Here is a 13539-nt window from a genome sequence, read left to right as displayed (position 1 = left end):
AGATCAGCCCAGCGTGCGGCGCACATGAAAGGCCTTGGCTGCCGTCGCCTCCAGCAGTCCCACCCGCCCGTTGGTGCGCCCCAGCCCGGAGTCCTTGACCCCGCCCCAGGGCAGATAGAGGTCGGCATGATCACAGCGGTTCAGGTATACCGTTCCGGCCTCCACCTGATCCAGCAGCGCCAGCCCGCGCGCCTCATCCTCGGTCCAGATGCTGGCCGACAGGCCATATTGGCTGTCATTCATCAGGGTAATCGCCTCATCATCGCCCGATACCGCCTGAATGGCCGCCACCGGGCCAAACAATTCGTCGCGCATGATCGACATGCCATGATCCAGATCGACAAGAACTTCGGCAGGCACATAGGCCGCACCCAGATCGCAGCTGGCACCGATCAGCGCACGCCCGCCTGCCGCCACCGCCTGCGCGATCTGGTCGCGGATCCGCTGTGCCGCCGCCGCATGCACCACCGGGCCGATCATCGCCTTGTCCTGCACCGGATGGCCGATGGTCCATTTCTGCGCCTCGGCCAGCAGCGCCTCGGTAAAGCGGGCCTGCACCCTGCGGTCGACATAGATCCGCTCCACCGAACAGCAGCTTTGCCCGGCATTGGAGAAACAACCTTCGGCAATATCGGCCACCAGCCGGTCAATATCCGCATCGGCGCGGATATAGGCCGGATCCTTGCCGCCCAGTTCCAGATGCACCGTTGTCATGGTGCCCCCCGCCGCCGCATGCAAGCGTTTGCCGCCAGCGACCGAGCCGATGAAATTCACCGCATCGAACTGCCCCGCCGCAATCGCCCGTTCCGCATCGGCGTGGGACAGATGCAGCATCTGGAACGCCCCCGCAGGCCCGCCCGCCGCGCGCCAGGCCTCTTCTGCCAGCTCGGCAATGACCGGGGTCTGCGGCGAGTGCTTCAGGATCACCACATTGCCCGCGATCAGCGGCTGGCTGACCAGATAGCCCAGCATCGCGGTCGGATAGTTCCAGGCACAGATCGACAGATGCAGACCGCCCGGCACCGGGCGCGCAAAGCGGCGGACGGTATCGTCACTTTCAAACGGCGTATCGGCCAGCGTCACCGCCGCCGTCTGTGCCAGCAGATCCCCGACCAGCGCAAGGCGCGGCGTCTCGTCCGCCTGCCAGCGCGGACGCCCGATGCCCCATGTCACCGCTTCGGCCAAAGCCTCGGCCCGCGCCGACATTTCGGCCCCGAACCGCTGCACCAGCGCCACCCGCTCGGCCAGCGGCACCTGCCGCCACGGTTTCACCGCCGCGCGCGCCGCTGCCAGCTTTGCCGCGATCTCGGGCGCACTGGCATAGGGGCGCGACAGGTAAAGCGACCCGTCCACCGGGGAAATCACCGAAAATACGTCATGTGTCATCAGAATTTGCCTTGTCTCACTCGGGGTCTGTGGCGTCACGGTTTTCTGAACCTGCCATAATCGTATATAAGTTTTCTATTTTAGCAACTTTTTTCCAAATAGGCTTGATGACCATCCAAAAGCGCGTAATCTCGGCCCCGGCACGGCCCGCGCGGCCCGGTCACAAGCCAGGCCTGCGGTGCAAGACGGGGCCGGAACAGGGAAGGATGACATGATGATCAGCTATGATTTCACCGGGCGACACGCCGTTGTCACCGGCGCAGGCGGCGGCATGGGCGAAGCGATCACGCTGGCGCTGCTGGCCGCCGGGGCCAGCGTGACGGGCATCGACCTCAAACCCCGGCCAGATAGTCTGGGCGGATTCGGCGATCGGCTGGCCTATTGTCAGGGCGATCTGTCCGATGCGGAATTCGTGACCACCACCATCACCGCGGCAGGCACGGCGCGGGGCGGCATTGATTATCTGGCCAATGTGGCGGGCGTGCTGTGGTTCGGGCGGGATGCCTCGGCGCTCGACATGGATATGGCGGTCTGGGATCAGGTGTTCGCGATCAACCTGCGCGCCGTGGCGCTGACCGCGCGCGCCGCCGTTCCGTTCATGCGCAAGACCGGGCGGGGCGGCGCGATGGTGCATTTTTCGACCGTGCAATGGTATCGTGGCGACCCCAAGCCGCAGGACGCCTATCAGGCCTCCAAGGCCGGGGTCTGTGCCCTGTCCAAATCGCTGGCGATGCAGCTGGCCGCCGAGGGCATCCGTTCGAACGCGGTCTGTCCGGGCATGACGCTGACCCCGCTTCAGGCCCGCTGGGACAGTGATGATGTGCTGAAAGCTGTTGCCGATTATGCGCCGCTGGGCCGGATCGGAACGGCGCAAGACATGGCCAATGCCACGCTGTTCCTGCTGTCGGATGCGGCGAGCTATATCACCGGCATCGAACTCGCGGTGGATGGCGGCTTGCTGATGCGGATGTGAAGCGGCCCTGCGCGGCGGATGGGCAGCCCCCTGCCCGTTCGCCTGCACCGTCAGATCAGGGTGTGCTGGCAGATCAGAATGTGCTGGAAATTCCGTTTGGCTGGGGCGCTAGGATTCGAACCTAGGTATGGCGGTACCAAAAACCGCTGCCTTACCACTTGGCGACGCCCCAACCGTGAGCGGGTGTTTAGACAAGTCCGGCATAGCACGCAAGAGCGGTTCTGCGGAAAAATGCAGGCGATCTTGCGGGCGGCGGAGGGGCCGCAAACCCGGCCCCTCTGCGGCTTAGACCTTGTCTTTTTCAATGCCGTAGGTTTGCAGCAGACGGCCCTGGCTCAGGAAAAACGCGAACATCGCGGCGGTCAGGCCGAAGGTCTTGAAATTCACCCAGGCATCGGTGGACAGGCTGCGCCAGATCACCTCGTTGGTGATGGCAAGCGCGAGGAAAAACAACGCGATGCGCTTGGTCAGGATCATCCAGCCCTCGTCCCGCATCGGCAGGGTTTCCCCCATGACCGACCGCAGATAGCTCTGCCCGCGCATCAGCCCAAAGCCCAGCACGCCCGCGAACAGCAGATAGATCATCGTCGGTTTCATCTTGAAGAACCGCTCGTCCTGCAACCAGACCGAGAGGCCGCCGAACACCACCACCAGAACCACGGTGGCGAGTTGCATCCGCGACAGGCTGCCGGTCAGCGCCCAGAGCAGGCCGGTGGTCAGCACCATCAACGGGATGAACAGCGCCGTGACCACCAGAAACCCGGAATAGTCGGTGCCCGCGATGGAGATCACCTGATCCTTCAGTTGCAGGTAGCCGATGAAGAAGGCAAGGATCGGGCCATATTCCAGCGCCGCCTTCAAGCCGCCATTGAGTTTGCGTTCCGCCATTGCCTATCCCATCACTTCCACGATCACCGCACCTGCGGCGATCAGCGCCATCAGCGCGAATTGCACGCGCCCCACCTTTTCGCCCAGAACCAGCCAGCCGATCAAGGCGGCAAATACGGTCGAGGTTTCGCGCAGCACCGCCGCCTCGCCCACCTTGTCCAGCCGGGTGGCCATCATCACCGAGCCAAAGCTGAAATAGGCGACAAAGGCCCCGAGCACACCCCGCTGTAGCAAAGCTGTGATCTCGGGCCGGGGCAAGCGGCACCAGCGCCGGACGGTCAGCACCGGCATCAGCACGCCGTCGATCAGGAAGAACCAGGCCAGAAAGGTGAAGGGATCGGCGGTGGCGCGGATGCCGTAGGCATCATAGGTGGTATAAAGCGCCACGAAACCGCCGGTGGCAAAGGCGAGCCACAGCGCCGGGATCATCGTATCGCGCTGCGCACGGATATGGACGAGGTTCCAGAGTGCCAGCCCGAGAATCCCGCCCGACAGCAGCGCCACCCCGGCCCATTGGCCCGCAGTGAACTGTTCGCCGAAGACGAAGCCTGCAAAGGTCACCGTGAACAGCGGCCCGGTGCCACGGACCACCGGATAGACCACGGTAAAGGCGCCCCGGCTGTAGGTCATCGCCTGCAGCAGCTTGTAGACCGCGTGGATGGCAAAGGCCCCGGCGAAGATCGGCCACATATGCGGCTCGGGCCAGGGCACCACGAACAGGGCAAATGGCGCGGCGATCAGCGCATAGCTGCCGTCAATCGCCGCGCGTGACAGCCAGGGATCGTGGCGGCCCTTTTGCAGCGCCCCGAACAGCGCATGCAGCACCGCCGCCAGCAGGGCCAGAGCCAGCGCGGCATCATGCCCGGCGGCGGTGCCTTCGAGAGATCGCAACCAATCGCTCATCCTGCGTTGCGCCCGGGATCAGCGGCGACGGGGGGCTGTCTGCCCCCCACGGCCTGCGGCCGTCCCCCCGAGGATATTGGGGCCAAGATGAAATGAGAGGCCGGTGGGCAGGATCATTCAGCAAGGCCCACGAGGGCGCGGGCGAAATCTTCGGGATCGAAGGCGGCCAGATCGTCGATCTGTTCGCCGAGGCCGATGGCATGGATGGGCAGGCCGAACTTGTCGGCGAGGCTGACCAGCACGCCGCCCTTGGCGGTGCCGTCGAGTTTGGTCATGATCAGGCCCGAGACATCGGCCAGTTTGCGGAAGGTTTCCACCTGGCTGACCGCGTTCTGGCCGGTGGTCGCATCCAGCACCAGCAGGGTGTTGTGGGGGGCGGTGTCATCCTTCTTGCGGATCACCCGCACGATCTTGGCCAGTTCTTCCATCAGATCGGCGCGGTTCTGCAGGCGGCCTGCGGTGTCGATCAGCAGGAGGTCGGCACCGATTTCCTGCGCGCGGGTCATGGCATCGAAGGCGAGGCTGGCGGGATCGGAGCCTTCGGGCGCGGTGAGCACCGGCACCCCGGCGCGGGTGCCCCAGATCTGCAACTGTTCCACGGCGGCGGCGCGGAAGGTATCGCCTGCCGCAATCACCACCGTCTTGCCGGCCGCCTTGAACTGCGACGCCAGTTTGCCGATGGTCGTGGTCTTGCCGGAGCCGTTGACGCCCACCACCAGCACCACCTGCGGGCGTTTGGCATAGAGCGGCATCGGGCGGGCCACCGGGGCCATGATGCGCGCCACCTCTTCGGCCAGGGCCGTTTTCAGCTCGGGCGTGGAGATGCGGCGGCCCATCCGGCCTTCGGCGATATTGGCGGCGACGCGCAGGGCCGTATCGACGCCCATATCGGCCTCGATCAGCAGCTCTTCGAGGCTTTCCAGCATCGCGTCATCCATCACGCGGCGCGGCGCATCGGCCTCGCGCCCGATCAGGCGGTCGAGCAGGCCGGGTTTTGCGGCCTCTGTCACGGCAGCGGCAGGCTGCGGGACCGGAGCCGCATCCACCAGCGCATCGAGGCTGTTGCCGATCTTGTCGGAGGACCGGAACATCCGGTCTTTGAGTTTCTTGAAGAAGGACATCGCCGCCCCCGCATGGGAAATACCTGTCTCACCTAGTCGTTTCACACGCAGGATGGAAGGGGCGAGGGCATGGAAGGGCTGCGAGTTGCGGCAGCTTGGCGCGAGGGCTGGCGGTACGGGGGCTGGCGGCGCGTCGGCCCTATGCTAAGGTCGCGCCATGAGCCGCCCCCTGCCCGTACCGCCGATGATCCTGTTTGCCGCTGCCGCCTTGCTGCCGCTGGGGCTGTTGCTGGCTGGTCTGTGGTGGGGCGGCGGCTGGCTGCTCGCAGGGTTGCTTTATATGGGGGTGCTGACCGCCTGTCTGGACCACCTTGTGCCGCTGGTGGCCCCGGATGCGCCCGAGGGGGCGGAGTTTCCCGCCGCCGATGCGCTGCTTCTGGCGCTGGGGCTGGGGCATCTGCTGGCCTTTCCGCTGGTGGTCTGGGCGATTGCCGGGGACAGCGATCTGTCGACCCCGATGCGCGTCGTGGCCTTTCTGGGCTTTGGCCAGTTCTTCGGGCAGGTGTCGAACCCTGTGGCGCATGAGCTGATCCATCGCGGCGCGCGCGGGCTGTTCCGGCTGGGCATGGTGATCTATGTCACCATGCTGAACGGGCATCACACCTCGGCGCATCGGCTGGTGCATCACCGGCATGTGGCGAGTGAGGCTGATCCCAATACTGCACGGGGCGAGGAGAGCTTTTACGCCTTTCTGCCACGCGCCTATCTGGGCAGTTTCCGCGCCGGGCGGGAGGCCGAAACCACGCGGCGGGCGGCGGCGGGCGGGGTGCATCCCTATTGGATCTATGTCGGGGGCGGGCTGGCCTGTCTTGGCCTGGGAGTCTTGCTGGCAGGCCCGGCGGGCGGGCTGGTCTGGCTGGCACTGGCGGCCTATGCGACGGCGCAGCTGATGCTGTCGGATTATGTGCAGCATTACGGGTTGAGCCGCGCCCGCCTGCCCGACGGGCGGCTGGAGCCGGTCAGCGACCGGCACAGCTGGAACGCGCCGCACTGGTTTTCGTCGGGGCTGATGCTGAATGCGCCGCGCCATTCCGATCACCATGCCCATCCGGCGCGCCCCTATCCGGCGCTGCGCCTGCCACATGCAGAGGACGCGCCGCGCCTGCCCTATTCGCTGCCGCTCTGTTCGGTCATTGCGCTGTTTCCGCGCCGCTGGCGGCGGCTGATGCGGCCCCGGCTGAAACGCTGGCAGCGCTGATCACGGCGCCGTCACTGGCCAAGCGCGCGCCGCTCTGGCAGTCTGCCCCTGTCTGAGTGGAGCTTGCCCATGCGTCTGTCCCTGCTGTTCGCCGCCCTGATCGCCCTGCCGCTGTGCGGCGCGGCACGGGCCGAAACCCCGTTGACCGCCGAAGAATTCGACAGCTATTCGCAGGGCAAGACCCTGACCTATGCGATGGGCGGCGAAGTGTTCGGCACCGAACAATATCTGCCGAACCGCCGTGTCCGCTGGGCCTTTACCCAGGATGTCTGCAAGATCGGTTCATGGTATGAAGAGGCCGGGCTGATCTGCTTTGTCTATGAGGACGAAGGCGCGCCGCAATGCTGGAAATTCTGGCGCGAAGGCGAAGGGCTGAAGGCGCAGTTCGAGGGCGACCCCGAGGGCACCGAACTGTCCGAGGTGGCGCAGACCGACAAGCCGCTGCTTTGCGCCGGCCCAGATGTCGGGGTGTGACCCAGCCCCCAGCTCCGCCGCTGCGCCGCCGTGATGGCAAAGGCGGCGCGCGGGCCGCTGTCCATGGCAATGCGTTTGCGGATGGCTCGATGCCATCTGCAAACGCGCCCCTGCGGCAGGGTCAGAACAGGCTGCCCTGATCCGGGGCCTCGCCCGGCTTCTTGCCACGGCCCGGTTTGGCGGGGCCTGCTGCCACAACCAGCCGTCCGTCGCGGAACTCGATCTCCAGCGTGCTGGCACGTTCGGCATCGGCCTTGCCGGTGACCACCGCGCCATCGCCGCGCACCACGGCATAGCCCCGGCGCAGCGTCGCCTGATAGCCCAACGTCAGGCGCATCCGCTCCAGTGCCTCCAGCCGCTCGGCCAGCATCGCCAGACGCCGCGCCGGCGCGGCCTCCAGCCGGGTCTCGGCCAGCGCCAGCCGTGCCCGGCCTTTGGTGATGTCGCCTGCCGCTGTGGCCAGAAGCCGCGCCAGCGCCGGGGCCAGCCGCGAGGCCCATTTGTCGATGCCGGTATGGGCGCGTTCCAGCCGCCGCGACAGGCCGGCATCCAGTGCCGCGAACCGCGCCTCCAGCCGGTCGGCGCGGCGCGCGATCAGGCCGCGCAGCATCTCGGGGCGCAGCCCCGCTGCACGGGCCTGCAAGGCGCCGCGCTTTTGCGCCACCGCCATGCCAAGCGCCCCGCCAAGCCGCTGCACCGCCGCATCAAAGCGCTGCGCCGCAGGGCCGGTCAGCGTCTCGGGGCGCGGCTGCGCCCGCGACAGATCGCGCAGCCGTTGGCCGCGCAGCCCCAGCCCGCGCACCACGCCCTGCGCCATGCGCGCGCCCATGCCATCGACCTGGGCCAACAGCTCCAGCCGCACCGGCACCGCCATTTCGGCAGCAGCAGTCGGGGTCGGCGCGCGCCGGTCGGCGGCAAAATCAATCAGCGTGGTATCGGTTTCGTGCCCCACCGCCGAAATCAGCGGGATGGCACTCTCCGCCGCCGCCCGCACCACGATCTCTTCGTTGAACCCCCACAGATCCTCAAGACTGCCACCACCGCGCGCCACGATGATCAGATCCGGGCGCGGGATCGGGCCGCCTGCGGGCAGCGCGTTGAAACCCCGGATCGCAGCGGCCACTTCGGGCGCGCAGGCCTGCCCCTGCACCGGCACCGGCCAGATCAGCACATGGCGCGGAAAGCGGTCACGCAGCCGGTGCAGAATATCGCGGATCACCGCCCCCGAGGGCGAAGTGACAACCCCGATCACCGAAGGCAGATAGGGGATCTGCTGCTTGCGCGCCGGATCGAACAGCCCTTCGGCCTGCAAGGCGGCACGGCGCTTTTCCAGCATCGCCATCAGCGCCCCGGCCCCGGCAGGGGCCACATCCTCGACGATCAGCTGATATTTCGACTGGCCGGGAAAGGTGGTCATGCGCCCGGTGGCCACGACCTCCATGCCTTCCTCCGGGCGGGTCTGCATCTTGGACACCTGCCCCTTCCAGCTGATTGCGGCAATCACGCTGCGATCATCCTTCAGATCGAAATACAGATGCCCCGAGGCCGGGCGGCTGACCCGGCCCACCTCGCCGCGCACCCGCACAAGGCCGAATTCGCCTTCAATCACGCGCTTTACCGCGCCGGACAGTTCCGACACGGTGAATTCGGGTTGATTGCCCTGCGGGGCGGGGGTGTCTTCAAACAGGTCCATCATGCCTCATCGCCACAGATCCGCGCGGGCCTTCATACTCCCGAAACCGGAGGGGAAGGAAGCGCCCGGCCAGCAGCAGCGCCGCCACCACACCATAAATCGCCAGAACAGCCCAGACCGACTCGATCCTGTCGACCACGCCGAAGAAGACGCACCCGATCGCCAGCACGATCCACACGACTGTCAGCCGGGTGCGGATCGCCAGCAGCGCCGGATGCGGCCACCAGAACTGCGAAAGCGCGCCAAAGGCGGCGTGATAGCGGGCGCGGGTCTGGCGATAGGCTTCGGCGCGGGTGATTTGCCAGCGCGACACGTTGTGGTGAAAATAGCCGCAGTCCAACGCGCTGCAAAAGGCGTGATAGGCGGCCCCGTCATCGCGGTGCCTCTGCCAGACCTGCTGCACCAGCGGCGGCGGCATCGCAGGCGCATCACGCGGCGCAGTCAGCGCCAGCGCAAGAAACCGGCGGTATTCGATGATCGCCCGCCGCGCGCCCTCCGGCCCCAGCGCGGTTTCATGGGCCAGCCAGTCTTGCAGGCTGCGGCCCCCCGTCAGGGTCAGCGGCACGGCGTCGATCCGGGCAAGGGCTTGGTGTTCCGTCATGTCTCACTCGCGGCGATGGGGCTGCACCTTCGGCGGGCATGGCAGGGCTGTCAACCCGAAGCGGCGGGCCGAAGGGGCGGGCCGCGCACTCAGCGCAGCCGGGCCCAGACGCCTTGCCGGACCGGCAGGTGGACAGGCCACGGGCCTTCGGTGCCCCAAATGAAGCCGCCGCAGATCAACAGGGCCAAGGCCGCTACCCCCGTGTCGGCCCCCAGTTTTGCCAGCACGGCCAGCACCAGCCCAGCGGCCAGAAGCGCCCAGCCCGCCAGTTGCAGCCGATACGACCGCAGCGATGGCCAGATATGTTCCGGGTCCGCCGCGCCGAAACTGCGGGCGCGCAGATCAAGGCTGCGCTGATAGTCGCGCTGCCACAGCAGCGGATTGCGCCCCATGCGCAGGCTGAGTGTCAGCCGGGCGGCGCGGTCGGGATGCGTGCCCAAAACAAGTTCCGGCCCGGATTTCGCCACCAGATCGCGCAGTGCATCGGCAATGAACGGGCTGGGCACCAGCTCTTCGCCGCTGACGGCCAGAAGATACAGGAAGCGCCGCAGTTCCAGCAGGATTTCCTGCTTCACATGCGCGGCCAGGGGCGCACCAAATCTGAACGTGCTGCGCGGCACGGCCAGATCGTCCGGGCCAATCAACGGCAGCGCCAGGATCTGCTGCCAAAGTTGTTCGTCCTGCACCCTCTTGCTCTCCTTGCGGTTCGACGCTGCAAACCCTATGACGCCCCTATCCAAAGGCCAAGCGGGGTGCGCGCATGAATATCCTCATTCTCGGCAGTGGCGGGCGCGAACATGCGCTGGCCTGGGCGGTCGGGCAGAATCCGAAATGCGACCGGCTGATCGTGGCACCCGGCAATGCAGGCATCGCGCAACTGGCGGAATGTGCCAGCATCGACATCCTGAATGGCGCGGCGGTGGTGAATTTCTGCGAGGAAAACGCCATTGATTTCGTGATCGTCGGCCCCGAAGCGCCGCTGGCCGCCGGGGTGGCCGATGCCACGCGCGCCGCCGGGATCCTGACCTTCGGCCCGTCGGCCGAGGCCGCACGTCTGGAGGCCTCCAAGGCCTTCACCAAAGAGATTTGCGACGCCTGCAATGCGCCGACCGCCGGATATGCGCGGTTCTCGGAAGCTGAGGCGGCGAAGGACTACATCCGCCGCACCGGCGCGCCGCTGGTGGTCAAGGCCGATGGTCTGGCCGCCGGCAAGGGCGTCATCATGGGCATGACCGTGGCCGAGGCGCTGGCCGGGATCGACGAGATCTTTGGCGGGGCCTTCGGCGATGCCGGGGCCGAGGTGGTGATCGAAGAGTTCATGCAGGGCGAAGAGGCCAGCTTTTTCATCCTGACCGACGGCATCACCGCACTGCCCATCGGCACGGCGCAGGATCACAAACGGGTGGGCGACGGCGATACCGGTCCCAACACCGGCGGCATGGGCGCCTATTCCCCCGCCCCGGTGCTGAGCGAGACCATCGCGCAGCGCGCCATGGATGAAATCGTGCTGCCCACCATCCGCGAAATGGCCCGGCGCGGCACGCCCTATCAGGGTGTGCTTTATGCCGGTCTGATGATCGAGAACGGTCAGGGCCGTCTGGTGGAATACAACTGCCGCTTTGGCGACCCGGAATGTCAGGTGCTGATGATGCGGCTGGGCGCGCAGGCGCTCGATCTGTTGCAGGCCTGCGCCGAAGGCCGTCTGGCCGATATTCAGGTGAACTGGGCAGCGGATCACGCGCTGACCGTGGTGATGGCCGCGCAAGGCTATCCGGGGGCCTATGTGAAGGGCACCGAGATCAAGGGCCTGACCGACCTGCCCGAAGACAGCGCCAATATGGTGTTCCATGCCGGCACCTCCGCGCGCGACGGGGCGATTGTCGCCACCGGCGGGCGGGTGCTGAACGTCACCGCCCGCGGCGCGACACTGGCCGAGGCACAGGCCCGCGCCTATGCCATGGTGGATGCGATCGACTGGCCCGAGGGGTTCTGCCGCCGCGACATCGGCTGGCGGGCGCTGTAAGCCATGATCGTGCGCGACAAGCCGGGGGTGATGCAGCTGCTGTTTGCGGTGCGCGGCTCGGTTCTGCCGCAGATCGCACCGCAGCTGCTGATCGTGACCGTGGTGGCGGCGCTGGCGGTGCTGGTCGATCACACGGTCTACCGGCTCAACTATGCCAATGGCACACCCTTTGCGGTGTTCGGGGCGGCGCTGTCGCTGTTTCTGGGCTTTCGCAACAATGCCGCCTATGATCGCTGGTGGGAGGCGCGCAAGCTGTGGGGCGGGCTTCTGGCCGATGCCCGGCTATTCGCGCGCGAGCTGGAGATGTTTCTGCCCGATCCGCTGCTGCGGGCGCGGCTGTTGCGGCTGTTCATCGCCTTTCTGCATCTGCACCGCGCACAGCTGCGCCGCCTGAGCAATGATGCCGAGGCGCTTGCGAAAGCCGAGGCCGCCGCCCCCGGCGATGGCCTTGCCACCGCAGCACACCCACCCTGCGCCGCCGTGAACCTGATGAACCGCCTGCTGGCCGAAGCCCATGCCGATGGCCGTCTGGACGGGTTTGGCGCAAGGGCGATCTCCACCCGCATGGCAAGCTTTGGTCTGGCGCAGGCCAGTTGCGAACGCATTGCGGTGACGCCCCTGCCCTATGTCTATTCGCTGCTGATCTTCCGCACCTCGTGGCTCTATTGCCTGCTGCTGCCGCTGGGCCTGATCGACTCGGCCGGCTGGCTGACGCCGCTGTTTGCCGGGATCGTGGCCTATACGTTCTTCGGTCTGGCCGAAGTCACCGAAGAGCTGGCGCATCCGTTCGGCCATACCGCCAATGCGCTGCCGCTGGATGCGATCTGCCGCGCGGTGGAGATCAGCCTTGCGCCGCATCTGGGCGAGACGCCGCCCCCGCCGCTGACCCCACGGAACTTCCGGCTCGACTAAGGTCGCGTCAAGGCCCAACCCGCGCTTGCGCCCCCCCCGGCTTCTGCTATGAAGCACGCGATTTGCAACGGCAGGACTGGGGGGTTGGCCATGCCGCTTCTGGTGATGAAATTCGGCGGCACCTCGGTAGCCGATCTCGCCCGCATTGAAAATGCGGCGAAAAAAGTGCAGAAAGAGGTGGAACGCGGCTATGACGTGATCGTCATCGTCAGCGCCATGTCGGGCAAGACCAACGAGTTGGTGGGCTGGGTCGAAACCACCTCCAAGCTCTATGACGCGCGCGAATATGATGCAGTCGTATCCAGCGGCGAGAATGTGACCGCAGGCCTGATGGCGCTGCGGCTGCAGGAAATGGGTGTGCCCGCGCGCAGCTGGCAGGGCTGGCAAGTGCCGATCAACACCACCTCGGCGCATAGCTCGGCCCGGTTCGTGGATATTCCTCGCGCCAATATGGATGCGAAATTCGCAGAAGGCTTCAAGGTCGCCGTGGTCGCGGGCTTTCAGGGCGTGAGCCATGAAGGCCGGATCACCACGCTGGGCCGTGGCGGCTCCGATACCACCGCCGTTGCCTTTGCCGCCGCCTTTGGTGCCGAACGCTGCGACATCTATACCGATGTGGATGGTGTCTATACCACCGACCCGCGCATCACCGACAAGGCCCGCAAGCTCGACAAGATCGCCTTCGAGGAAATGCTGGAACTGGCCTCGCTGGGGGCCAAGGTGCTGCAAACCCGGTCGGTTGAACTGGCGATGCGCTACAAGGTGCGGCTGCGCGTGCTGTCCTCGTTCGAGGATACCGACGAACACTCTGGAACTCTGGTCTGCGACGAGGAGGAAATCATGGAATCGAAAGTTGTCTCGGGCGTGGCCTATTCGCGCGATGAAGCGAAAATGACCCTCGTCACCGTCGAGGATCGCCCCGGCGTCGCCTCGGCCATCTTTGGCCCGCTGGCCGAAGCGGGTGTCAATGTCGACATGATCGTGCAGAACATCTCGGAAAAGAACTATGGCACTCATACCGGCGCCGTGACCGACATGACCTTTTCCTGCCCGGTCAATCAGGTGGCCCGCGCCCAGAAGGCGATGGAAGATGCCCGCGCCGCCGGTCTGATCACCTATGACGATCTGGCCGTGGATACCGATGTGGCCAAGGTTTCGGTCGTGGGCATCGGCATGCGCAGCCATGCCGGGGTTGCGGCGACCATGTTCAAGGCACTGGCTGCTGAAAACGTGAACATCAAGGTCATCGCCACCTCCGAGATCAAGATTTCGGTGCTGATCGACCGGAAATATATGGAACTTGCGGTGCAGGCCCTCCATGATGCCTTTGAACTCGACAAGGCCGTTTGACCGGCGATTGAAAGCGG

At 66.2% G+C, this 13539-nt stretch carries 13 protein-coding genes and 1 tRNA gene; 6 read left to right on the top strand and 8 right to left on the bottom strand.

Features of this window, described 5'->3' with window-relative positions:
- Positions 1 to 3: 3 nt before the first annotated feature.
- Positions 4 to 1386 carry an aldehyde dehydrogenase family protein gene (locus KM031_RS15735; RefSeq protein WP_215504508.1) on the bottom strand — a complete coding sequence of 461 codons (1383 nt, stop codon included), beginning with the start codon at positions 1384 to 1386 and terminating at the stop codon, positions 4 to 6.
- Positions 1387 to 1597: 211 nt separating this feature from the next.
- Between KM031_RS15735 and KM031_RS15730 the strand changes: the two genes are divergently transcribed.
- On the top strand, positions 1598 to 2359 hold the full coding sequence (locus KM031_RS15730) for an SDR family NAD(P)-dependent oxidoreductase (protein ID WP_215504509.1): 762 nt from the start codon (positions 1598 to 1600) through the stop codon (positions 2357 to 2359).
- Between the two features lie 97 nt (positions 2360 to 2456).
- On the opposite strand, the gene KM031_RS15725 is transcribed toward KM031_RS15730, so the two are convergent.
- The 4 genes from KM031_RS15725 to ftsY all read right to left on the bottom strand — a co-directional run bounded on the left by KM031_RS15725 (position 2457) and on the right by ftsY (position 5271).
- Positions 2457 to 2531: transfer RNA gene (locus tag KM031_RS15725), tRNA-Gln, on the bottom strand.
- 113 nt (positions 2532 to 2644) lie between these two features.
- Positions 2645 to 3247 carry an inner membrane-spanning protein YciB gene (locus KM031_RS15720; protein ID WP_215504510.1) on the bottom strand — a complete coding sequence of 201 codons (603 nt, stop codon included), beginning with the start codon at positions 3245 to 3247 and terminating at the stop codon, positions 2645 to 2647.
- A gap of 3 nt (positions 3248 to 3250) precedes the next feature.
- The gene (locus KM031_RS15715; RefSeq protein WP_215504511.1) at positions 3251 to 4150 is read right to left on the bottom strand and encodes an EamA family transporter; all 900 of its coding nucleotides are present in this window, start codon (positions 4148 to 4150) and stop codon (positions 3251 to 3253) included.
- 113 nt (positions 4151 to 4263) lie between these two features.
- On the bottom strand, positions 4264 to 5271 hold the full coding sequence (gene ftsY / locus KM031_RS15710; protein ID WP_215504512.1) for a signal recognition particle-docking protein FtsY: 1008 nt from the start codon (positions 5269 to 5271) through the stop codon (positions 4264 to 4266).
- Positions 5272 to 5428: 157 nt separating this feature from the next.
- Here ftsY and KM031_RS15705 point away from each other — a divergent pair, with 157 nt between their 5' ends.
- Both KM031_RS15705 and KM031_RS15700 read left to right on the top strand, forming a co-directional pair.
- The gene (locus KM031_RS15705; protein WP_246566915.1) at positions 5429 to 6469 is read left to right on the top strand and encodes an alkane 1-monooxygenase; all 1041 of its coding nucleotides are present in this window, start codon (positions 5429 to 5431) and stop codon (positions 6467 to 6469) included.
- A 75-nt stretch (positions 6470 to 6544) separates the two neighbouring features.
- A complete protein-coding gene (locus KM031_RS15700; protein WP_370879051.1) occupies positions 6545 to 6943 on the top strand; it encodes a hypothetical protein in 399 nt (132 codons plus the stop codon).
- 121 nt (positions 6944 to 7064) lie between these two features.
- Here the strand turns inward: KM031_RS15700 and xseA are convergent, their stop codons facing one another.
- From xseA to KM031_RS15685, 3 genes are all read right to left on the bottom strand, one after another.
- Positions 7065 to 8639, bottom strand: a complete 1575-nt coding sequence (xseA, locus tag KM031_RS15695; protein WP_215504514.1) for an exodeoxyribonuclease VII large subunit — start codon at positions 8637 to 8639, stop codon at positions 7065 to 7067.
- Positions 8623 to 9237: a glycine-rich domain-containing protein gene (locus KM031_RS15690; RefSeq protein WP_215504515.1), complete on the bottom strand. Its 615-nt coding sequence runs from the start codon at positions 9235 to 9237 to the stop codon at positions 8623 to 8625. The genes xseA and KM031_RS15690 overlap by 17 nt, the downstream gene beginning before the upstream one ends.
- Before the next feature lie 89 nt (positions 9238 to 9326).
- Positions 9327 to 9923, bottom strand: coding sequence for a hypothetical protein (locus KM031_RS15685; protein ID WP_215504516.1), 597 nt, complete (start codon positions 9921 to 9923; stop codon positions 9327 to 9329).
- A gap of 74 nt (positions 9924 to 9997) precedes the next feature.
- Between KM031_RS15685 and purD the strand changes: the two genes are divergently transcribed.
- The 3 genes from purD (at position 9998) to KM031_RS15670 (ending at position 13522) form a co-directional block, all read left to right on the top strand.
- Positions 9998 to 11260 (top strand): phosphoribosylamine--glycine ligase, encoded by a 1263-nt coding sequence (gene purD / locus KM031_RS15680; protein WP_215504517.1) that lies wholly within the window; start codon positions 9998 to 10000, stop codon positions 11258 to 11260.
- 3 nt (positions 11261 to 11263) lie between these two features.
- Positions 11264 to 12172: a bestrophin family protein gene (locus KM031_RS15675; RefSeq protein WP_215504518.1), complete on the top strand. Its 909-nt coding sequence runs from the start codon at positions 11264 to 11266 to the stop codon at positions 12170 to 12172.
- Positions 12173 to 12262: 90 nt separating this feature from the next.
- The gene (locus KM031_RS15670) at positions 12263 to 13522 is read left to right on the top strand and encodes an aspartate kinase (protein WP_215504519.1); all 1260 of its coding nucleotides are present in this window, start codon (positions 12263 to 12265) and stop codon (positions 13520 to 13522) included.
- The last annotated feature ends 17 nt before the right edge of the window (positions 13523 to 13539 follow it).

The organism is Gemmobacter fulvus (assembly GCF_018798885.1).
In the GTDB taxonomy this organism is placed as follows: domain Bacteria; phylum Pseudomonadota; class Alphaproteobacteria; order Rhodobacterales; family Rhodobacteraceae; genus Gemmobacter; species Gemmobacter fulvus.
The sequence above is the reverse complement of the archived record's forward strand: the minus strand, read 5'-3'. Positions and strand labels throughout refer to the sequence as shown.